This is a genomic window from Leucobacter luti (assembly GCF_019464495.1).
Taxonomy (GTDB): domain Bacteria; phylum Actinomycetota; class Actinomycetes; order Actinomycetales; family Microbacteriaceae; genus Leucobacter; species Leucobacter luti_A.
The window spans coordinates 2,304,255-2,325,773 of sequence record NZ_CP080492.1 but is presented as its reverse complement, the minus strand read 5'-3'; the positions used below and the strand labels follow the sequence as shown (position 1 = coordinate 2,325,773).

General features: G+C 64.7%; 14 protein-coding genes and 1 pseudogene. 7 read left to right on the top strand and 8 right to left on the bottom strand.

Going from position 1 to position 21,519, the window contains the following annotated elements; genetic code table 11:
* The first annotated feature begins 32 nt into the window (after positions 1-32).
* Positions 33-866 carry an aldo/keto reductase gene (locus K1X41_RS15735; protein WP_258566444.1) on the top strand — a complete coding sequence of 278 codons (834 nt, stop codon included), beginning with the start codon at positions 33-35 and terminating at the stop codon, positions 864-866.
* A 492-nt stretch (positions 867-1,358) separates the two neighbouring features.
* Here K1X41_RS15735 and K1X41_RS16140 read toward each other — a convergent pair.
* Both K1X41_RS16140 and K1X41_RS10440 read right to left on the bottom strand, forming a co-directional pair.
* Positions 1,359-2,078 (bottom strand): annotated as a pseudogene (locus K1X41_RS16140) (Ig-like domain repeat protein); the annotation flags it as partial.
* A 548-nt stretch (positions 2,079-2,626) separates the two neighbouring features.
* Positions 2,627-3,301, bottom strand: coding sequence for a TetR/AcrR family transcriptional regulator (locus K1X41_RS10440; protein ID WP_220174557.1), 675 nt, complete (start codon positions 3,299-3,301; stop codon positions 2,627-2,629).
* Between the two features lie 96 nt (positions 3,302-3,397).
* On the opposite strand from K1X41_RS10440, the gene K1X41_RS16000 reads away from it, so the two are divergent.
* The 5 genes from K1X41_RS16000 to K1X41_RS10420 all read left to right on the top strand — a co-directional run bounded on the left by K1X41_RS16000 (position 3,398) and on the right by K1X41_RS10420 (position 8,916).
* Positions 3,398-4,015, top strand: a complete 618-nt coding sequence (locus K1X41_RS16000) for a cytosine permease (protein ID WP_309478046.1) — start codon at positions 3,398-3,400, stop codon at positions 4,013-4,015.
* Positions 3,999-4,844 (top strand): cytosine permease, encoded by an 846-nt coding sequence (locus K1X41_RS15995; RefSeq protein ID WP_309478045.1) that lies wholly within the window; start codon positions 3,999-4,001, stop codon positions 4,842-4,844. The genes K1X41_RS16000 and K1X41_RS15995 overlap by 17 nt, the downstream gene beginning before the upstream one ends.
* Positions 4,841-6,007, top strand: a complete 1,167-nt coding sequence (locus K1X41_RS10430; RefSeq protein ID WP_220174556.1) for a serine hydrolase domain-containing protein — start codon at positions 4,841-4,843, stop codon at positions 6,005-6,007. Before K1X41_RS15995 ends, K1X41_RS10430 begins: the two co-directional genes overlap by 4 nt.
* Before the next feature lie 227 nt (positions 6,008-6,234).
* Positions 6,235-7,005 (top strand): DUF1266 domain-containing protein, encoded by a 771-nt coding sequence (locus tag K1X41_RS10425; protein ID WP_220174555.1) that lies wholly within the window; start codon positions 6,235-6,237, stop codon positions 7,003-7,005.
* A 126-nt stretch (positions 7,006-7,131) separates the two neighbouring features.
* Complete coding sequence (locus tag K1X41_RS10420; protein ID WP_220174554.1) at positions 7,132-8,916, top strand: cation:proton antiporter; 1,785 nt, start codon at positions 7,132-7,134, stop codon at positions 8,914-8,916.
* A gap of 15 nt (positions 8,917-8,931) precedes the next feature.
* Here K1X41_RS10420 and K1X41_RS10415 read toward each other — a convergent pair whose 3' ends face one another.
* From K1X41_RS10415 to K1X41_RS10390, 6 genes are all read right to left on the bottom strand, one after another.
* Entirely contained in the window at positions 8,932-10,341 is a 1,410-nt protein-coding gene (locus K1X41_RS10415; RefSeq protein WP_243736040.1) for a pyridoxal phosphate-dependent decarboxylase family protein, read from the bottom strand.
* Between the two features lie 234 nt (positions 10,342-10,575).
* On the bottom strand, positions 10,576-12,066 hold the full coding sequence (locus K1X41_RS10410) for a sensor domain-containing diguanylate cyclase (protein ID WP_220174553.1): 1,491 nt from the start codon (positions 12,064-12,066) through the stop codon (positions 10,576-10,578).
* On the bottom strand, positions 12,063-12,896 hold the full coding sequence (locus K1X41_RS10405) for an alpha/beta fold hydrolase (RefSeq protein ID WP_220174552.1): 834 nt from the start codon (positions 12,894-12,896) through the stop codon (positions 12,063-12,065). Before K1X41_RS10405 ends, K1X41_RS10410 begins: the two co-directional genes overlap by 4 nt.
* A gap of 54 nt (positions 12,897-12,950) precedes the next feature.
* Positions 12,951-14,108, bottom strand: coding sequence for an HTTM domain-containing protein (locus tag K1X41_RS10400; protein ID WP_220174551.1), 1,158 nt, complete (start codon positions 14,106-14,108; stop codon positions 12,951-12,953).
* Positions 14,105-14,923 (bottom strand): DUF5819 family protein, encoded by an 819-nt coding sequence (locus tag K1X41_RS10395; RefSeq protein WP_220174550.1) that lies wholly within the window; start codon positions 14,921-14,923, stop codon positions 14,105-14,107. The genes K1X41_RS10400 and K1X41_RS10395 overlap by 4 nt, the downstream gene beginning before the upstream one ends.
* 99 nt (positions 14,924-15,022) lie before the next feature.
* On the bottom strand, positions 15,023-18,658 hold the full coding sequence (locus K1X41_RS10390) for a choice-of-anchor G family protein (RefSeq protein ID WP_220174549.1): 3,636 nt from the start codon (positions 18,656-18,658) through the stop codon (positions 15,023-15,025).
* Positions 18,659-18,969: 311 nt separating this feature from the next.
* On the opposite strand from K1X41_RS10390, the gene K1X41_RS10385 reads away from it, so the two are divergent.
* Entirely contained in the window at positions 18,970-21,510 is a 2,541-nt protein-coding gene (locus K1X41_RS10385) for a helix-turn-helix transcriptional regulator (protein WP_258566437.1), read from the top strand.
* The last annotated feature ends 9 nt before the right edge of the window (positions 21,511-21,519 follow it).

Genomic DNA, 21,519 nt, shown 5'->3' with positions numbered 1-21,519 from the left:
GACCGCTCTCCGCACCACCCGAAGGAGCCCGCATGACCCTCCCCCATATTCCTACTGTCACTTTGAACAACGGCATCTCGATGCCGCAGCTCGGCCTCGGGGTGTTTCAAATTCCCGATGATGAGACCACCGCGGTCGTTTCGGGCGCGCTTGAGGCGGGCTACCGCAGCATCGATACCGCCGCGGTGTACGGCAACGAGACCGGCGTGGGCCGGGCACTCGCCTCCTCGGGCATTGCCCGCGAAGAGCTGTTCATCACGTCAAAGCTCTGGATTTCTGAGCACGGCTACGACGCGACCCTGCGGGCGTACGACGCCTCACTCGAGCGGCTTGGCCTCGAGCAACTCGATCTTTTCTTACTCCACTGGCCGGCGCCCGCACTGGAAACATACGCTGAGAGCTGGCGGGCCCTCGAATCCCTCGCGTCCGACGGGCGCGTGCGCGCCGTTGGGGTCTCCAACTTCGAACCGGCGCACCTGGCCCGGATCGCGGAAGACAGCGCGCTCGTGCCCGCGGTCAACCAGGTAGAACTCCACCCTGCGTTCCAGAACCGCGCGGTCGTCGAGGCGAACACCGCACGCGGCATCGTGACCGAGGCGTGGAGTCCGCTCGCGCAGGGCACGGTGCTCGCCGACGCTTCCGTCGCCGCCATCGCGGCACGCTACGAGAAGACCCCCGCGCAGGTAGTGCTCCGGTGGCACCTCCAACAGGGCCGAGTGGTCATCCCCAAGTCGGTCACTCCCGAACGCTACACCGCAAACCTTCACGTGTTCGACTTCGAACTCACGGCGACGGAAGTGGCTGCGATCGACAGCTTCGAGCGCGGCGGCCGGATCGGCCCCGATCCGGCCGTGTTCAACGGGTAGCCGGGCTACTCGAGCCCTCCGCCCCGGGGCCCGGTTGCTGCGACCACCCTCCGAGCGCACACCGTTCCATCGGCGGACCATGCCCGGCCGGGCGGACCACGGTTCGCGCACGCTCAGTGCGGAGAGCCCGGTCCGCACGGAAGGCCGAGGTCCAGGCGGCGCAGCAGCTTCGGGCGAGACCTCAGGTCTCGCCCGCCTCCGACGGGCGAGCACAAGCGATCCTGCACCCGCCAGCAGCACCGCAGTTGCGAGCGGGATCGTCACGTCAGCTGCTCCGGTCGCTGCGAGCCGCCCCGCCGCAGGGAGGGTCGGCTGCACTGCTATCTTCGGGGCTGCAGCTGGCTTCGGTTCGGGCCGCTCGGGGTTGCCCGGCTCGGGCTTGGGCTCGGGCTTGGGCTCGGGCTCGGGCTTCGGTGCCACCCCGCCGGCGACGACAGTGAGCGTCGCTCCCAAAGAGCGGGGGGAAGCCATGTGGTTCACATCTCCCGTGTACGCCGCTGAGATCACGTGCTTGCCCGCCGGCAGGGCGGTCGTCTCCAGCTTCGCAACTGCTCCGTTCAGCTCCACCACGCCAAGCGACTCTCCCCCCGCGAAGAACTCGACGTTGCCGCTTGGCGCTCCCCCCGCCACCGTCGCCGTGAACACCGCCGGATCGCCAACGCCGACCGTCGCGGCGGCGGGCGCAAGCGAGGTGCTCGTCCCTGCTCGCTCGATAGATGCCGTTACGGCAGGAGAGCTCGCGTCCCGATACGCACCGTCACCTGCGTAGCGGGCAGTGAGTTCGTAGGACCCAGCTGGCAGGTCAGGCAGCTGGAGCTCTGCGCGCCCAGCGTCATCCGGCTCAAGCGCAACGGTGCCGAGGGTGTTTCCCCCGGTGAGGAACTCAATCATCCCACTCGGGCTCCGTCCGTCGAACACCGAGAGCTGGGCGGCGATCGTGACGGTATCACCGAAGGACGCTGGAGTTGGCGACACCGTGAGCCCGAGCGTCGGGCTGTACAGGTTCGTGAACGTCACGGTCATGGGAGTCACGTTGCCGGTGCCATCTGAGACGCTGACCACCCAGGTATCGATCCCGGGGCTGGTCGCGCGGTAGGAGTACACGCCGTCATCATCGAGCGTGAGCGTGCCATGTGTCGAGGGGGTCAGAATTGCATAGCTCAGCTCTTCCCCATCAGCATCACTCGCGTAGTCCGCGAAGGATCCGTGCACCGCAGCTCCGAACACCCCGATCAGGCTGGGGTCAACCACGACAGGAGCATGCTGAGATGGGAGGGTCGAGCAGTTGCCTGAGGCAGTCCAGTTGATGTGCTCGGGCAGACCGTTTCCCGCGAGGGTGGTAATCGAAAACGTAATCGGGTTTCGCGTTGGTGCTTGGGTATAGGCGAGCGAACCACTCGTCCCAGATTGAACCCCTCCGAGCGGGAGCCGAATATCTGCCCCGAACAAGATGTTTCCATCTCCGTCAGTGACTCGGGTCTGGTATTGCTCCGCCCCTTGTCCGGTATTGTCGCGATCGACCTGCGAGGCTCCGTAGGTATAACGCGCCCCCGCGCAGCCGAGCACTATCGATTTGGGGTCGGAGAACGTGATCGCTTGAGCAGGCGCAGCGAACACGATGCCTCCGACGATCAGGGCGAGTATTGCGGCGCCAGCGCCAAGCTTTTTCTGCACAAATTAATCATAGTCCAAAATTACCCACTATCCCGGAGTCTGCGCACGTCGGGGCGGGAGACACACAGCCCACAAAGAGCGGCGGGTCACACGGCCCCGCCCAGGGCGGAGGCTGCTCCACGATCCCGCCCCTCGACCTCAACAGCTGCCACGCGGGCACGCAGTTCCTCAACCGGCACGCCAACCGCCCATGCAGCCACATCCGTGACGAAGTGCACATAGGCCGGGTGGTGAAACTCCCCCAGATTGTTCACGTATGCACCCCGCCCATCAATGGCAGTGAAGATCCTGACACACGCTCCCAGCGTGTCTGAGCACGCAAACTCTCCCACCGCGACTCCATCATCCAGGAGGCCCACGAGCTCCCTCCGATCGAGGCTTTCCTGCTCGGCGAGCGCGAGCGCGAGATCGGACCGGAAGCGCGAGAGGTTGCGCGCATTGAGCCAGAACCGCGCAAGCTCGTCGCCGGCACCATCCTGGACGCGTCGTATCAACGTCGCCAGGCGATCTGTCGGCGTGCCCTTCGCAGAGAACAAGACCTCTCGCTCGCCAGAAATCGCCAGCTCAAACGCTGCCACGACCAGCGCCTCGGCCGACGAGAAATAGTGATGGACGAGACTGGCGCGCACCCCCAGCGGCTCCGCAACAGCCCGCAGCGTGACGCATTCAAGCCCCCGCTCAAGCGCGATCGATGCCGCCTGCCTCAAAATCTCCTGGCGCCGCTCGGTGGGATCTTTTCGCGTCCGCGCACTTGACACCATGCGAGACATTCTATTTGATAAGAGATCAACACACTATTGAACACTCTTACAATAGAGTGCACCGCAGTCCGGTCCCTCACTCAAGAAAGCATTTCAATGCCGAAATCATCATCAGCGGCGGCACCCGCCACCCCGCCCCATCCGGACTCTCCCGCTCACCCCGAGACTCGCGGGATCGATCTCGTCAGCGATTCTGAGCGGCACGGCCGCGCACGCGACCTCTTCGCGGTATGGGCAGCACCCAATGTGAGTGTGCTGAATTTCACCATTGGCGCCACGCTCACGTTGGTGCTCGGCCTCGAGATCTGGCAAGCATTACTCGTCATCATCGCGGCCCAGCTACTGTGGGTGCTCCCCGGCATCGTCGCTGTGAGCGGCCCCGCCGCCGGCACGTCTGGGTCCGTGATTCAGCGCGCAATCTATGGCATCCGCGGCAACAAAGCAGTCATTGCTATCTACGGCTGGTTCATCTCAGGGGTATTCCTCGCCTTGAACTGGGTGGCGTCCTCCTTCATGGGCGCGGAACTCCTAGTGCGGCTCGGGTTCCACAATCGCACGCACGCACTGATCCTGGTCACCATCGCGGTCGCGGCCGTGACAGTGCTCGTCGCGGTCTACGGCCACGGACTCATCCTTCGCTCCTACACCTTCGTCACGATCGCGCTGCTCGTGATCTTCCTGTTGGTCACCGCTTTCATTGCCCCCCCAGATTGATCTCGCGTTTACGCAGGCGGAACCACTGAGCGGTCTCGGTCTGTGGTCAAGTCTCACGATCGGTTTCGCCATTCTCGCGTCAACGCCGCTCTCGTACTCCAACAGTGCAGACCTCGCCCGCTACTTGCCGCGAAGCACAAAACCGTCACACATTGTCGCGGCCACCGCACTGGGCGGGGCGGTCCCAGGATTTTGCTTCATTGTGGTTGGAGCCGCCCTCGGCACCACCGTTTCGAATGCCGATGCGTCCGTGGGAATCGAGTACGTGCTCCTTGACATGCTGCCCACCTGGCTCGGTCCACTCTTTGTGCTCGGCGTCGTCATCAACACCGTGGCACTCAACGGCATGACAACATATACGGCGAGCATGGCGTTCCAATCGATCGGCGTGCCAATCAAGCGCATCCCGTCGGCCGTGCTGATCGGCACGCTCGGAACGATCTTCACGATCATTCTCGTCCTCTCCACAAGTCTGCTCGGCGCTGTCAACCTGATGCTCCAATTCCTCATCATCATTTCGGCGCCCACCATGGCGGTGTACGTCACTGACATCCTCTTGCGACGCAACCGATACGACGGTGACGAGCTGTTTGACGAGCGCCCAGGCGGCGCATTCTGGTTCTGGCACGGTGTTGGACTCGCTGGGATCACGGCGGTCACCGCTGGGGCTGGCGCATCGGTACTGTTTCTCTCGACCGACATCTGGACCGGGCCTCTCGCGGTCGCCGCAGGCTACCTTGACCTCTCCGTGCCTGCTGGGATGCTCGTCGCCGCAGCTACATACGTGCTCCTCGCTGCGAAATCGATCCGGCAGGGGGCAGCCGCGTGAGCGAATCATTCGACCGGCCCACGCGACACCCGGGAGCCGCGTTGCACGAACCGACGCTCGACACGTGGCAGGATCCAGAGCACAATCAGTGGGCGTTCGCACACCTCACCGAAGTGGTGCCGACCGCCACAATCTCACGAGTACCGCCCGTACACGCTGTCACCTCGCGACTCGGTGGACTGGACCGCCGCATCACTGATCTCCGTGCACAGCTGGAGGCCACCCACACCGACGCTTTCCTCGTGCTCCGCGGCAACTCCGTGATCGCAGAGTACGCCAGAGCGGGATTCAGCACCGATAGCCCCCACCTCCTCATGAGCGTCTCGAAGTCACTCTGCAGCACCGTCGCTGGCGCGCTGATCGACGCACACCTCCTCGACCCCGCTGCTCCCATCACGAGATATGTTCCCGCATTGAAGGATTCCGTGTACGACGGACCAACAGTGCAGCAACTCCTCGACATGGAGATTTCAGTCAACTACTCAGAGAAATACACTGATCCCGCTTCTGAAGTCCAGACTCACGATCGTGCAGCCGGCTGGCGCACGCGCCACGACGGGGACCCCGCGACGAATGCAGAGTTTCTCACCACATTGCGCGGCAGGGGGGCGGTCGGCGAGTTCCAGTATTGCTCTGCGCACACCGACGTACTCGCATGGATCATCGAGCATGTGAGCGGCTTGCGCTACCCCGAAGCTCTCTCCACCTATGTCTGGTCAAAACTGGACGCGGATCACGACGCATCTATAACCGTCGATGCCACAGGCTTCGGGTACGCGAATGCTGGTGTCTCGTGCACCGCTCGTGATCTCGCCAGAGTGGGACGCATGATCCTCGATGGTGGGATGGCCCCCGGTGGCCGGGTCGTGAGCACAGGCTGGGTGGACGCACTGTTCCGTGGCGGGTCACGTGCGGCAATGACATACGACGGCTGGCTGACAGCCTTTGCCACGGGCAGCTACACCCGGCACTGGTGGTGCACCGGGAACGCGCGCGGCAATATCTCAGCGATAGGAATCCACGGCCAACTTCTCTGGCTCGATCCGCCCACCGACACCGTCATCGTCAAGCTCTCTTCTTGGCCGCAACCGGATGAGGCAAGCGATCACGCCGCCCAGACTCGCCTGCTGCTTGCGGTCTGCGCAGCCCTCGACACTGCGTAGCGGAAGACGAGCGGGGGACAACTCCCCAGCGCAGCGCTGAGTAGCGCCCCTAGCCGAGAGCGCAACAGCACTCAGCCGGCACCGATCCTCCCTGAGGAATCGCATTGCGCTACCCGTTTCCGAGCCGAATGCGCTCCCATCGTGTGCGGCGGCTGGAGAATAGGCGAGCCAGCCCCTGCGTGCGCCCCTCCCCGCGCGCAGTTCCGTCCACACGCAAGAAGAAGTCAGTGCTCAACACTTCCCTCCCCTCAGATAACTGCGCACACCACACCCACATCGATTTCCCGATCGGCACTCGCGACGCGAATCTGTTGGCACTCGGACTCCAGCAGCTCAGCAGATCGGCGCAGCCATGGAACGATCCCACCGCCGCCGCCATGAGCGAGGAACAAGCCACCGCAATCCGTGAATGGTGGGGGTTCCACTCTCGCGCAGATCTCGCGCAGGTGGTGACCTGGCTCAGCACGCAGCGTCGACGCCGTGAGCACTGGCAACAGCTCCTCGCGCTGCGTGACCGAGCGGCGCGGGCCAACGGCGGACAGCGTCCGTGCACTGCCGAATGGCTCTCACTCATCGCACAATCCGGAGGTACGGGGCTCGGTGATGAACTCGACTTCGTGCGATCGGTGGCCTACTTTGAGCGCAGCTTCGGACACGCAGACAGCGTCCTGTACCCCACCCAAGCGACAGTGACCAGCTTCGACGGGTATGCACTCGGCCAGGCAGCGGCGATTCCGATCTGGGGTGTTGGCCTCGGTCTCATCTCACCGGATGAAGCACTGGAGCTTGTCGAACAGGTGAACGAGATCGCACGCACCGAGTTCGGCTCCTGGCAGCAGTTTGGGTGCAGTTACGCACTCGGCCGCGCAATGCACTGGAGCGATGGGGCAGCCGCGGCACACCATGTTCACTTTGCCGCCGAGGCGGTCAGCTCCATGGAATCGGCGCTCGACCCCGCCAGAGGCGGCCCATGGGCCACCCTTCCCTGGTGGGTGTGAAGCTGCAAAATCGCTCCCTGTGCCCACCCACTCAGTAGGCTCTGTTCAGGAGAACTCTCGCGAGGCGACCGCGCGTCGCCCCGCGAAACTGAATGAGCGGGTCACCCCGCGGCAAGGAGCGCACCAGTGGAACTACTGATCATTGGGGTGCTGGGAATGCTGGGCATCGCAGGCGCGAGTCTCATCGCCCCGAAGCTCCGGATCCCTGCGCCGCTGCTGCTCGTGCTCGTGGGTATCGTCATCAGTTTTCTCCCCTTCGTCGCTGAGTTCGAGATCGATCCGGAGTGGATCCTCGCGGGCATCTTGCCGCCGCTGCTCTACTCGGCGTCCGTATCGATGCCCACCGTCGATTTCCGACGCGAGTTCAAGACGATCAGCGGCCTCTCGGTGGTGCTCGTCGTCATCAGTGCCGTTGTCCTCGGCGCTCTCTTCTCCTGGCTGATTCCGGGCCTCGGCCTCGCCGGCGGGATCGCTCTCGGGGCGATTCTGAGCCCCACTGATGCTGTCGCGACAACAATTGTCAAGCGTGTGGGGGTCTCACCACGGATCGTCACCGTGCTCGAGGGGGAAAGCCTCCTCAACGACGCCACCGCGCTCGTGCTCCTACGCTCCGCAATCGCGGCTTCAGCCGCCTCAGTATCACTCTGGGGTGTGCTGGGTGACTTCGTCTGGGCTGTCCTGATCGCGGCCGCGATCGGCTTCCTCATCGGAATCGTCAATCTGTTCGTGCGCAAGCGTGTCCAGGACGCAACGGTCAACACCGTGATCTCCTTCACGGTCCCCTTTCTGGCCTCGCTCCCCGCTGAGGCGCTCGGCGGCTCCGGACTCGTCGCCGCAGTGGTGGCCGGACTCGTCACCGGGATGGGATCCGTCCGGTTCCTGAAACCTCAGCACCGGCTCTCCGATGAGCAAAACTGGCGCACGGTCGAACTCCTCCTCGAGAGCACCGTCTTCCTCGTGATGGGGCTGGAGCTCTCGAAAATCATCAACGACGTACAACGGGACGGTGCTGGCGTCTGGACCGCAGTCGGGCTCGCAGCCATCGGACTCGGAGTCGTGACGCTGCTGCGCGCGCTCTATGTTGCGCCCCTGATCGCCTCTATCGGACGCACACAAAAGCGCGGGGAGCGGATCAAACCCACACTCGACAAACTGCAATCGAAGCTCGACCACGCCGGAGACCAGGACATCAAGCTCGAACGCGATGGACACTCCCGCACCGTTCCTGCCAAGCGGCTCTCGCAACTGCGCGGCCGAGTGCAGCGCAAGTCAGCAGACATCGATTACTTCTCGAAGAAGCCGCTGGGCTGGCGTGAGGGGACAGTGGTTGCTTGGGCAGGAATGCGTGGCGTGGTGACGCTCGCAGCCGCACAAACGCTCCCCGCCGAGACTCCCAGTCGATCACTGCTGATCTTGGTGGCGTTCCTCGTCGCTGGCTCGTCCCTACTCATTCAGGGCGGCACCCTGCCGTGGCTGGTGCGAGTGGTGCGCCCCGCGGCACCAGACCCCGAAGAAAACGCCGCAGAGCGGGCGGAACTCATGGAGCTTTTGCTCGAGGTGGCCAGGGACCAGGGGGCCTCAGCAGCGGGGACATCTCATGAGAAGCCACTGCCCGAGAAGCCCCTGAACCACGATCCACACCCGTCCCAGGAGGGCCACGACCCGGCCGCCGATCTCGCGGATCATGAGGCCGTTGAACTTCTCGGTGCTCTCAGCGCAGGAGCTGCCGAACGCCAGGAACGTATCAATCGTCGCTCCCTGCGCCTGAACATCCTGCTTGCGCAGCGTGAGCTCCTCCTCGCGTTGCGCAAAGAAGCGAGGTTTAGCTCCGCAACGCTCTCGCATGCCCTCGCCACGCTCGACGCCGAACAGGTCGCGCTTGAAATGCGTGGCGAGGCCGAGGGGCACTAGTCCGCGAACGGCCCGCTAACGCAGCGTGTCCAGCAGCACCGTCAGCTGCGCGAGCGTGGTGCGAGGGTTGAGCACAGCGAACCGCAGGTTCGTGACACCGTGATGCGAGCTCGGGGTCACAAATGCGGTCTGGGCATCGAGCAGCTTCTCTGACCACGACGCGTAGTCCGCGGCTTCCCACCCGATCCGCTCAAACACGACAACGGACAGTTGCGGATCGCGCACCAAACGCAGCTCCGGCCGGCTCCGAATCTCGTCGGCCACCTCGTGCGCTACAGTGAGCGCGTGCGAGATCGCCGCGCGGTAGGCACCCGCACCATAGGTGCTCAGTGAAAACCACAGCGGCAAGCCGCGCGCCCGGCGAGTGAGCTGAATCGCATAGTCCGAAGGGTTCCACTCCGGGGCCTCGTTCAAGGTGTCGAGATACGCGGCGTGCTGGGTGTGCGCACGGCGTCCGGTCTCAGGATCGCGATAGAGCAGCGCGCACGAGTCGAACGGCGTGTACAGCCACTTGTGCGGATCAACGATCACCGAGTCCGCCTCAGCGACGCCATCGAATCGAGCGCGGGCGAGTGGCGACAGGATCGCCGCAAGCCCGTACGCACCGTCGACGTGGAACCAAAAATCGTACTCTCGTTTCAGGTCCGCAACGGATCGCAGATCATCGACCAGCCCAAAGTTCGTAGATCCGGCGGTCGCGACCACGGCAAACACGGCATCGCCGTGTTCTTCGAGGGCAGGCCGCACATGGTCCCCGTGCAGCACACCGTCGTCACCCGTCGGCACGGTGACGACGGTGACGTCCATCACGGCCGCAGCTGAAGCGATCGAGGAGTGTGCTTCCTCGCTGCAGACCACGATCCATTCCTCGGGCCGAGACTTCCCTGCAGCGCTCCGTTTCCGCTTGGCATCGTCACGCGCCGCAACCAGTGCGGAAAGGTTGCCTGTGGTGCCACCCTGCACGAAGACGCCACCCGCGGACTCCGGCAAACCGAATTCCCCGGCGAGCCACCGGAGCGTCTCATTCTCGGCATGCACCACGCCGGAGCCTTCCATCCACGAGCCGCCGTAGAGCGCAGTCGCCGACACCGCCATGTCGAAGGCCTGCGCGGCTTTCGTCGGCGCTGACGGGATGAACGCGAGGTACTGCGGGTGGTCCGTGGAGATGCACGCCGGGGAGAGGATATGCTCAAAGACCGACAGCGCACGGTCGGCCCCCATACCGTCTTCTGAGATCTGCTCGTTGACCAACCGCGACAGTTCCTTCTCGGACATCGGCTTGTCGAGGGGGATCTCTGACGCGAGCAATCGGCGGCGCGAGAAATCGATCACACGGTCTATCAGATGCACGTTTTCTTCAGTGACCTCGTGCATGCGCGCGGCACCAGCGGTACCCGGCATCGGGCCGGTGGAAAAGCTACTCATGAGTGTTCCTTTTCGGGCTGCGAGTATTCAGTGGTGTGCTCAGGACTCCAGTGTCGTGTTCCAGCGTGCTGAGCGATCAACAAACAGTTGCACAGTGCATCATGTCCGGCAGCCACATCGACTGCCGGCACGAGCGTGTGCGCACCGTTGCAGACTACGCGGTTCCAGGCCAGGTTGGCAGAGCCAGCAGCACTTTCCTCACCCGGAGCTGGTCTTGTGTCCGCGGCACGGGTGTCACTCGCCCCATTCCCGCACCACGACCGCATTCTTGCCACCGTACTTCGCGGCGTACATTGCGGCGTCTGCAGCGTTCATGATCCCGTCCGCCGTAGGGTGCCCGACGTGATCCGCGGGATCCCACCGCACAACGCCCACGCTCGTTGAGAGGCTCGCGCCATCCGCAACGTCGTCAATCGGGGCACCCACCGCCGCTCGGATGCGCTCCGCCAACGCGGTGACTGCGTCTCGAGACGCGTTGCTCACCGCCACAACAAACTCATCGCCTCCCAGCCGGCTCACCGTATCTCCTGCACGGCAACTGGACCGGATCCGCGCAGCGACGAGGCGCAAGACCTCGTCACCCACGCTGTGACCTGCTCCATCATTGATTGCCTTAAATCCGTCAAGATCGATGAACAAGACCGCGCACGCCTCGCCTGTTCGCGCGGCGGTCGCAAGCAACTGGCTCAGCCGTTCAGCAAAGAGCACGCGGTTCGGAAGCCCGGTCAATCCGTCGTGCAGCGCCCGGTGCCGAAGCTGCTCCTGCAGTTGCAGATGCTCGATCACGCGCTCAGCTTGCAGCCCGAGCGCGTGCACGATCTCGAGGTCATCAGCCTCGAGCGCGCGCGAGCGCCGAAATCCACAGATGATCTCTCCCAACACCTGATCATCGACCCCAGGCCCGCGCACAATGGGGGTGAGCAGCACGGCTTCCACCCCGTTGGCGCCGAGCTCCGCTGCCATCTCGGGCAGCGCACTGCGAATCTCAGCCGGAGTGCGGCACACCACCTGTGTCGCCCGCGACGCGAAGCCACCGCCCAGGGCCCACCCTGCCGGCAGCTCTCCCCACGTTTCGATTCGCCGTTCAGAATGAGTAGTGGCCCGGTCACGGAGGGGGACGCTGCCGCCCAGATGGGCGGCCACTTGATCCTCGCTCTTCGGCTCCGCCACGATCCGGACCGCGGTCCACGCCGCATGCGTGGCACGGCTCGCACCAACCACCAGCGCCTCCGCAAGGTCGCTGATGCCGCGCGCAACGGCGAGCGCGCTCGTTGCTTCCTGAAGCAGTGCGAGCCGCTCATGGGCTTCATCAGCCGCACGTCTCGCCGTGACGAGATCGCGCTCGAACGAGATCCGGCCACTCACGTCGAGCGCCGCAATGTACACACTGTGCGACCCTGCAGCGTCGCGGTGCAACTCGGCATTGCAGAGCACCGGGCGCTCGACTCCTGCGGCATCGCGGAGGTCCAGGACCACTTCGCGTGCGTGCCCGGTCGCGAAAAGCTGCGGCATGATCCGAGTCTCATAGAGCAGCCGCGCACTCGGGGTCAACCATTCAATGAGGTTGCGCCCGCCAAGGTCAGGGGCGTCTTCTGAGATCCTGAGCCAGGTGCGGAGCGCACGATTGTGCGCCAGAATCGCGCCGTTCAGATCCACTGCGAGAAGCGCGGCAGGGCTGTGTTCAAGGAGCCGCACGTGTTCGGCCGCTGCGTGGCCAGCGATCACAACGCCGCCCGGATCTGGTCGATGATCAGTTCTGGCTCAGTGAGGTGCACGAAGTGGCCAGACGAATTCAGGAGAACAAGCGTCGCGTTCGGGATGCGATCTCGCAAGTATGCGCCAATATGTGGCGGACATATGATGTCTCCACTCGACTGCAAAATCACGCAGGGCACGTCAATCTCCGGCAACCGGGTGCGCACATCGCTCAGAAACACGACCCGAGCAAAGTGCTTCGCCACTCGCTGCGGCGTTGCGGCGAACAGCTGCCGCACACGATCCGCGACCTCTGGGCGATCATCACGCGCGGTGACGGCGGGGGCCAACGACGCTGCCCAGCTGGGTTGATTCGCGTCAATCGCGTCGATGAGTCCCAGCACGTCTGCACGACTAAACCCGCCGACATATCCGTCATCATCAACATAGCGTGGAGACGGGCACACCATCACGATCCGCGCAAAGAGCTCTGGCCGTCTGAGCGAAGCCAGCGCACCAATCATGCCGCTCGCCGAGTGCGCGACGAGCGTGACCTGCGCCGCGCCGACTGCATCAAGGACCTCGATCAGGTCAGTGGCATACCCGTCATAGGAGTCATATCGGCGTTCATCATACGCAGCAAGATCGGAGTCGCCAGAACCCACATAGTCGAACAGAATCACCCGGTGGTCGGCGACGAACGCGTCCGCAACACGGGCCCAGGTGGTCTGGTTCGTGCCATAGCCGTGAGCGAACACGAGCGCGGGCGCACCCTCTGGCCCGCGCACCGTCACTGCGTTGCGCCGGATCACCTCGGAAGCGGTCAGCGCCGAAGCGTCCGCCCGTACGACTCCGCTCACAGGATCCCCCTCACCCGAATGCACTCTCATCGAGAGTATGCCACGGCCAGTGAGCTACGGGCGAGATGAGGGTTGCGCTTCCCGCTCCTCAGCGATCTCCTGCGGCAGCTCCGGAAGAGGCGGCGCTGGAGCTGGCGTCACCGCCGGCATCGCAGTCGCGGCCCCAGCCGTGGCCGACACCCCGGCATCAGCATTCGCTGGTGCGCGAGACCCCCTGCGCGCTTTCCACGGCGCACGGCGCACCCACGCCATCGCACTCTCCCAGCTCCGGTCACGAATGAAGATCATGTCGCCAAGGATCATCATGAGCGAGAACCACGGTAGCGCGAGCAAAATCCCGATCGATGCGTGCATCCCAGTGACCAGAATCAGGCCGCCGATTCGTGTCCACCGATTCAGCAGAAACAGCGGGAACAAGAGCTGGCCGTAGACACTCAGCCAGGAAGCAATGTAGACGGCGGGGGTGATTTGCCACGCGAGGTGGTTCAGCCACGGGAACATCGTGAGTTCCTCAAGTTGCAGCGGGTAATACGAGGCGACGCCGGACACCCAAGTCGTACCCTGCAGTTTCCACAGCGCGCTCGTCACGTAAATGACGCAGAGCTGGTAGCCGATAAGCACTACCGCGAGGTTGTTCGCCAGAATAGGGACCCAGCGTGGCAGGCGCCACGCGCCAAATCCGAGCGCCGGGTCTTCCTCCCCTGTCCGCGCTCTGCGCCGCGCATCGAGCGACCACCGCCTGGACGTGTCGGCGAGCAGCAGGAACAGCAGGAAAATGCGAAACGTTTGGTAGTGCCCGGTGTTGAGAATCACCGGATTCGTGGCTGCAAAGCCGAGCCACAACATGACGAAGAGCGGGGAGACGATTCGCATCCGCCACCCCAGCGCATAGACGACCGCCACTCCCATCAGCACAAGGATCTTCACCAGCAGCAACTGATCGGGATCGTCTCGCGAGAACAGCAGCGGGATCGGCCACACGTAGTCGTTCACTGCAGAGTTGCGGAACAGGGCCTCGCCCCAGCGCGAACCTTGCCCGAACGAATAAGAGAAGTTGGGAAGGTACATCGCCAAGATCGTGACTGTCATCGCCCCGAACCCGATTCGCATCACCGCAAGACCGTAGCTCGCTTTCCGCGCGTCGAGGAGCCAGTGCAGGAATCGCTCCCACACGCGCGTGACCGGGTTTCCGACTACTCCGACCGTGCTCATGATTGACCCTCCCCTGCCTGCTCAGCCCACGCGCGGAAGGTGCGTGTGAACGCTTCGCGATCCTGCCCTGGCCACTCCATCGGTGGCACCCACCCCAGGTCGGTATACCGCGACGGTGGACGCTGGGCGTCCGGATCACGGCGATCGGCCCAGCGAATCACCGGATCGTAGACGGCTCTCGCCTGGACGCCAACAATTTCGCCCTCTTCGCCCCACATCGCGTGCGCTACCTGCGTAGCGTAGGAGGTGACGTAGTTGTCGGCACGGATGAACTCGCTGACGGCTGCCGCGTTAGAATCATCGGCCGCAAGCAGCGCGTCGTTCAGCGCATAAAGTTCCTTGCCGTCGAGGTGATTCTCCGCTGCGACCTGTTTCTGAGCATCGCCCAGCGCAGAGTACGCGGCCATCAGTCGCTCGGCACCCACCACTGAGAGCTGCTTTCGCAGCGTCTTCCGATAGGCCTCGGAAAGCTCGACATGGGAGGCATTGATCCAGTCCGTACGCACACGTTCACCGTCGGGCTCTTCCACCCATGCCCGCACCCACAGCTGCCGATCCGTATCTGCGGGATCGGGGGCGAAGATCTTGTAATCCTGCACGAGGTAGGGGCGAATGTAGCGATCCGCCACGGCCCCCGGCAGCACACCGTACTTGAGCTCTTCCGACGGTGCGTTGTACACGGCGGTGAGGAACATGTGTCCTCCGAGCAACACCACTGCGGCGCCAGCGATCACTTTCGCGGCGAACGGCAGCCGAGGTCTGTCCGTGCTTCCCTCGCTCGCCCGCCGTCGCGTGCTCACATCTTGATCGACCATGATCGTCCCCTTGCATCGGTCACTGCTGCTCAGCTTAGACAGCAGTGGCCCCCAGCTGCTACTGCCGCTGGGGGCCACCTCTGTGGTACAAGCGGGACGCTACTCGACGTCTGCGCCGAGCGCCCGCTTACGGCGCGGCGCGAGCACCAGCGCACCACCCGCGAGGAGCGTCAGGAGCGTGAACGGAATCAGCAGACCCGTGTCCAGACCGGTGACCGCGAGGCCACCGTTCTTCACTCCAGTGCCGACCGGGACGGTCCCGGTCGCCGCGATCACCGAGATGGTGGCCTCGGCCGTGCGGCCGCTGCCCAGTCCCTCAGCCGTGTACTTCGCCGCGCCGAGCGGGGTGGTGACCGGCACGAGCATGATGGCTTCGAAGCCGCCACTCGCGTTCGCCACCACCGGCTGGATCTTGCCGTTCGCGAGGGTCAGATTCACGTCCTCACCTGGCACAAATCCCGCACCCTTCAAGTTGACCAGGTTGCCCCGAACCACCGTGCTGGGTGTTGCGATGAGCGTCGCCCGCTCAGTGCCAGGATCAGTGCCTGGCTCAGCCGCGGGATCCGTCGCCGGGTCCGTACCTGGATCCGTTGCCGGATCCGCGCCCGGATCGGTCGCCGGGTCAGCGCCCGGATCAGTTCCGGGATCGGCCGCTGGGTCAGCAGTGGTATCCGTGCCCGGGTCCGTACCGGGATCCGTACCGGGGTCAGCGGTCGTATCCGTGCCTGGGTCAGTACCCGGGTCAGCGGTCGTATCCGTGCCCGGATCAGTACCCGGATCAACCTTCGGGTCGGTGCTGGGCTCCGTACCCGGGTCCGTACCAGGGTCAGCACCCGGATCGGTACCGGGGTCAGCGCCCGGATCGGTACCCGGGTCAGCGCCCGGGTCCGTGCCCGGATCAGTACCTGGATCCGTACCTGGGTCAGCGCCAGGATCGGTGCCGGGATCAGCACCCGGATCCGTACCGGGATCGGTGCCCGGGTCCGTTCCGGGATCCGTGCCCGGATCGGCACCAGGGTCAGTGCCCGGATCAGTACCGGGATCCGTGCCCGGATCGACACCAGGGTCAGTACCTGGATCGGTACCAGGGTCAGCGCCCGGATCGGTACCCGGATCAGTACCGGGATCCGTACCCGGATCCGTACCTGGATCCGTACCTGGGTCTGCGCCCGGATCAGTACCTGGATCGGTACCAGGGTCAGCGCCCGGATCGGTACCGGGATCAGCACCAGGGTCTGCGCCCGGATCAGTACCGGGATCAGCACCAGGGTCTGCGCCCGGATCGGTACCGGGATCAGCACCAGGGTCAGTGCCCGGGTCGGTACCAGGGTCCGTGCCCGGATCGGTACCCGGGTCTGCACCCGGCTCTACTCCGGAATCCGTGCTGGGCTCGGTGCCGGGATCGGTACCCGGATCGGTTCCTGGATCGGTGCCAGGGTCGGTACCCGGGTCGGTTCCTGGATCCGTGCCAGGGTCCGTGCCCGGGTCGGTTCCTGGATCCGTGCCAGGATCAGCACCCGGGTCCGTACCTGGATCGGTTCCGGGGTCCGTTCCCGGATCGGTTCCCGGGTCCGTACCTGGGTCAGCGCCCGGATCGGTTCCGGGATCAGTGCCAGGGTCAGCACCCGGGTCGGTACCAGGGTCAGTGCCCGGGTCCGTACCAGGGTCTGCACCCGGGTCCGTGCCAGGGTCTGCACCCGGATCAGTACCGGGATCCGTGCCCGGGTCTGTACCGGGATCAGCGCCAGGATCAGCGCCAGGATCAGCACCCGGATCGGTACCGGGGTCCGTTCCCGGGTCTGCACCCGGATCCGTTCCGGGGTCCGCACCCGGGTCTGTACCGGGATCAGTACCAGGATCAGCCCCGGGATCCGTGCCCGGATCCGTTCCCGGGTCTGCACCGGGATCCGTGCCAGGGTCTGCACCCGGATCGGTACCGGGATCAGTACCGGGATCAGCACCGGGATCCGTACCTGGATCGGTACCAGGATCCGTGCCCGGATCGGTACCAGGATCTGTTCCAGGATCAGCACCGGGATCCGTGCCAGGGTCTGCGCCAGGATCAGTACCCGGCTCAGTGCCGGGATCCACCGCGAGCGGCTTGACCGTGGACGAGCCCAGCTGCAGCGCAACCGCACCGTTCGGGGTGACACCGGGGAGCACACTCACGTTCAGTGCGCGGACCGTGAAACTACCGGCCCCCAGATCGCCAACAGCGGGCTGCTGGTTGATGGTGATGTTTGCGACACCGCGCAGCACAGGCCCGACCCCGTCAGTGAGCAAGCCTGTGACGATGGGGCTCAGTGCAGTGGTGAGCGTGGGCTGCAGAGTGTCGAGCAGTGTCACCACCGTGCTGTCGAGGGCACCGCCGATACTCGTCACCGCTCCGCCAAGAAGGTTCACGATCGGTTGCAATACGGTGCCGACCGGGATGTTGGCAACCTCAATTTCGCTCGTGTCAATCACGGGGGCAGTATGCCCGGCCGCGCCCGTGAATCCGCCCAGCGTGCCCGAGATCGTGACGGGGGCATTGACGAGATTTGCCGGGGGCAGCGGGAAGATCTCGACGCCAACCGAGACCTGGATACTGACGTTCACTGGCACGTTGTAGATCCCGACGCGCAGGAGATCGACAGCCTTCGAGATCAACGAGTTTTCACCGGCGCCGGTGAGCGCATCGGTGACACCGTCGAGGATCGCGTTCACTGTCGCACCATCGAGTACCTCGGTGTTCGCGGGAAGAGTGCTGAGGCTGTCAGCCCCGGTGCGATCCACAACGAGCTCGCCGAGGTTCACGCTGACCGTGCCTGTGCTCAGGTCAACGACCACACTGCCATCTGTGTTCGATAGCGGCTCAGCGAGCAGTGAGGTGCGGATCTCATCGAGCAGCGGGGCCGTGTCGATCGAGGCGCTGTTCAGCGAAGCGTCAACGAGCGGAAGTGCGCCGATCGTGTCCACCAGAGTGCTCAGCGTGCCCTCGATTGCTCCGCCCGGCCCGAGGAGGTCCTGCACCGGTTGGAGGGCTGACTGGAGCTGCGTGTTGAGCTCGGTCGTGAGGCCCCCGACCAGCGGACTGTGAAGATCGAGGCTGAGATCGGTGAGCATGTACTCACTCGTTGTCGGCGCGGTGCCCGTGGTCACGGCGCGAGATCCGAGTGCCCCGATTTCGATGGCGGCCTCGTCGACGAGTGAGTCGACGAATTCCGGGGCGAGGATCTGCGAGAGGAGGGCGTTCGCATCGAGCTTTGCGGTGCCGTACTGGCCGCTACTCGCGGCGTCGACGTTGAGCGATCCGTCAGAGTTGATGAGGCCGGTTGAGGCAGTCGATTCCGTGGCACTCGGCGAAGCGCTGTAACTCGAGATCGCTCCCAGATTTCCCAGCCGGAGCAGTCCGGGAGAAGCGTCATCCGGCTTGATCAGCGGCACGGAAAGGGTGCCCAGTTGCAGGTCTGCGAGTCCGCCAAGCACGCTCACGTTGAGTGGATCGGCCGGCGGCGCCGGAGTATCGGGGAATCCCGATTTCGTAGTCGCGGCTCCTACGACGTCGAGGCCGAGGCCCTCTGCCCAGAGCCAGTGCCCGTGCGCCGCGGAGTCTTCCGGTGCGACGTAGCTATCTGCGAACGCGGCCGGCACCGCCCCGTAACCGGCTGCTGCCATGACGACGGCCGCTGTCCCCAGGGCGAGCCCACGGAAGCGGCCGCGGCGACTGTGGGTCGCCGGTTTCTGTTGATTCAAGATCCCCTCACCTTCACTCAAAGGAGTACGTGACCGCGCGTATCGAGGAGACGGGAACCGCACATCGACTACGCAGCTTGGTGGGGAGCCTATGGTTTCGCTGGGTGTCGCACCTATCGCGCTCGGTATCCCTGAACCCGAATGATTTGACCACTGAAAAGCTGTGAGCGCACTACTGAGAAACATTGCGCACTCACCGAGCGGGCCTCGGCTCGAGCTATCCCTTTTCTCCCCGGCCCGCTATGCTCACGTTCAGAACGGCCATCGCAAGGTGTCGGCAACCGAGCGTGGCCCGTCGGAGGGGAACGACGATGGGAATAGCTGGCGCGAATATTCGCGAATCGGTCAGTACCGAAGTCCTCAAGCTGAGCCTGGAAGGCGCAAGCGTCCTCGTCTCAGGCCCGCTCGGCTCAGGGAAGAGCCACCTGTTGCGCGGTGTCGCGCGCCGCCTCGAGCGCGCCGGCGCTCTGGTGCAATCGGTGGACTGCGTTGCAGAGGACGCCCCCGACGCCGTCGCCTCGACGGCCCCCGATGCAGTGCTCGTGCTCGACAATCTTGAGCGCGCCGACGGAGCGCTGTTACAGGCGAGTTTTGAACGCGTCAGGCCCGAGCAACCCCTGTTGATGTCGCTCACTGTTGGCCCCCATCACGCGGCACTCATGCACACGCTCGACACGATTGCAGGCTCGTCCCCACGGGCGCGCTCACTGATTGAGGCCGTACGCCGTGTCGAACTCGAGCCCGTATCACCGGCCGGCATTGAACGGCTGTTGCACGAGCGTTCAGAACACCGCCTCAATTCGGCAACAGCGCACCTGATCACAACGCTCGCAGCCGGGCGTCCTGGCTGGGCGGTTGACCTTCTCAAATTGGCAGAGCACGGATATCTCAGTGCCCGCCCCCGGCCAGGAATCATTGAAGCACCGCACAGTGAGCTCGATCTGCCCGCGCTTCGTGCGATCGCCAGGTCCTTCGGGTCCGTCTCAGTAGCGGCGGCAACTGCCGCACTCGCGCTCTCAGAGCTCGGCCCGATCGACCTTCCTGGAGCGCGCGATCTCGTCGGAGCAGAGGCAACCACTGAACTCACGAACCTGGGGGCACTGGCAAAGGAGCCGGGCTCCGAACTCTTCTCCGTACCGGCCTTCATTGCAACCGCGCTCCGCCCGCATGCCGACGCAGAGCTACTTGAACAGCGACGGGAGGCTGTCGCACTCCGGCTCGTCGCGCAAGAGGCACTCGGCATTCCGCTGTCCGAAGCCGAACTACTGCTGTGCGCCCGCTCTCTGCGGACACGAACCGCAGAGAGCGAACCGGGGCTCCTCGGCCGAGCCCGGTCCCGCGTGCTCCAGCGGGCAGCAGCAAACCTGATCTCGTTCAATGGGGAAATTGAGGCCCGCACGTTCCTCCTGCGTTCTGGGGCGCTCGAGGACGAGCCGGACCCACTGCAGCATGCCCGCATGCTCAGCGCCTTGGTCGGGCCAGCTCCGGCGCTCGAAGCACTCACCCTTGCACCTCGCCCAACAAACACCTCCGCGCTGCTCCTGCACGAGTATCTTGCGGCCCGGTTCGCCGCCGAACTTCGGGGGAACAGCCCCAGCGCAGATGCGATCCAGCCCGGTTCCCTCCCGGAGACCGCTGCGAATCACGGTGTGCCCGACGCTGCCTCCCCCGGTCAGAATCCAGCCCAGGATCCACCCCCACCCCTGTCTGAAGATCACACGTTGGCACTGTGCGCTGACGCGACCACCGTGTTTCGGCTCTGGAACGACACCGCGAATATCGATGGGGAGACTCCCAAGCTGTACCCGATCGCCCAGCGCAGCTCATCACCGGAGGTGGCTGCGCTGGCAACGGCTCTGGCCGATCTTGAACTCGTCTGGCACGGGCAGCTTCCCCGGGGGTCATGGCTCGCAATGGGCACACCGATCCCCCACCCTTCACGTGATGCGACAGACCTCACTCGGACGATCTCGGGCCCCCTCTTGCTCGCACACGCCCTCACGGTGTTGCTCGCAGGCGAGCAAGCACTCCGAGGCGAGGAACTGCTCGCTGCGGTGGAGCACACGTCGCCGCGCGATTCCCACAAACGCTGGCTGCGGCACATCCTCGCCGCGGGGAGCGCGCTCGTGTGTGGCGATCTAGACCGAGCGCACCTGGAGTGGGAACTCCTCATCAGTACGGCGCCACGATTCACGCCGCTTCGGCTGCGCAGCTATCTCGACCACATCGGTGCGGCGATCCGAGACGGGCGCGACTCGGCCGTTGCCCCGGCGGCGCCGCTTGCTGACACGCTCGCCGAATCAATTCCCGAGCGAATCACTCGCTACCTCTCGGGGCGACACCATGCACTGGATACCGCGGCATCGCCGGCGGAGAACCCTCTCACCGCACTCCCTGTCGTGCGGCTCGCAAATGCGCACCTGCAGGCCGCACACGACCAGAATCCGGCCGAACTCCTCCGAGCTGCATCGCGCCTCATGCGACTCGAACTGTGGGCGCCGACCGCGTTCGCGTTGCGCACTGCCCGAATGATCTTCCTGAGCAGACGCGCCGTCGGTGGCGTGCAGCAGTGCGATGACAAGCTCGCAGAGCTTGAAGATCGCGTCAGTCGCTCGGTGCCGTGGTACCGCGAAGGTTCTTTGCCAGCGGCGTGTCACACGCGGTTAACGCCACGGGAGCGGGAAACCGCAGCGCTCGCCGCAGAAGGATTCTCCAACCGCGAGATCGCGAGCCGGCTCGGGTGCGGAGTGCGCACCGTCGAGTCGCACCTGGCTCAAGCGCGAGCGAAGCTTGGCTCCCCCTCCCGAAAGGAACTCGCTGGGAGGCTCGCGGCGGTCGGGAGCGGAGAGTAGGCTCCTGAA

Coding starts and splice junctions, on each gene's coding strand:
- K1X41_RS10440 (WP_220174557.1), bottom strand. CDS start 3,301: ATGGTGTCAAGTGCGCGGACGCGAAAAGATCCCACCGAGCGGCGCCAG.
- K1X41_RS10400 (WP_220174551.1), bottom strand. CDS start 14,108: ATGAGCACGGTCGGAGTAGTCGGAAACCCGGTCACGCGCGTGTGGGAG.
- K1X41_RS10415 (WP_243736040.1), bottom strand. CDS start 10,341: ATGAGTAGCTTTTCCACCGGCCCGATGCCGGGTACCGCTGGTGCCGCG.
- K1X41_RS10395 (WP_220174550.1), bottom strand. CDS start 14,923: ATGGTCGATCAAGATGTGAGCACGCGACGGCGGGCGAGCGAGGGAAGC.
- K1X41_RS10385 (WP_258566437.1), top strand. CDS start 18,970: ATGGGAATAGCTGGCGCGAATATTCGCGAATCGGTCAGTACCGAAGTC.
- K1X41_RS15735 (WP_258566444.1), top strand. CDS start 33: ATGACCCTCCCCCATATTCCTACTGTCACTTTGAACAACGGCATCTCG.
- K1X41_RS16000 (WP_309478046.1), top strand. CDS start 3,398: ATGCCGAAATCATCATCAGCGGCGGCACCCGCCACCCCGCCCCATCCG.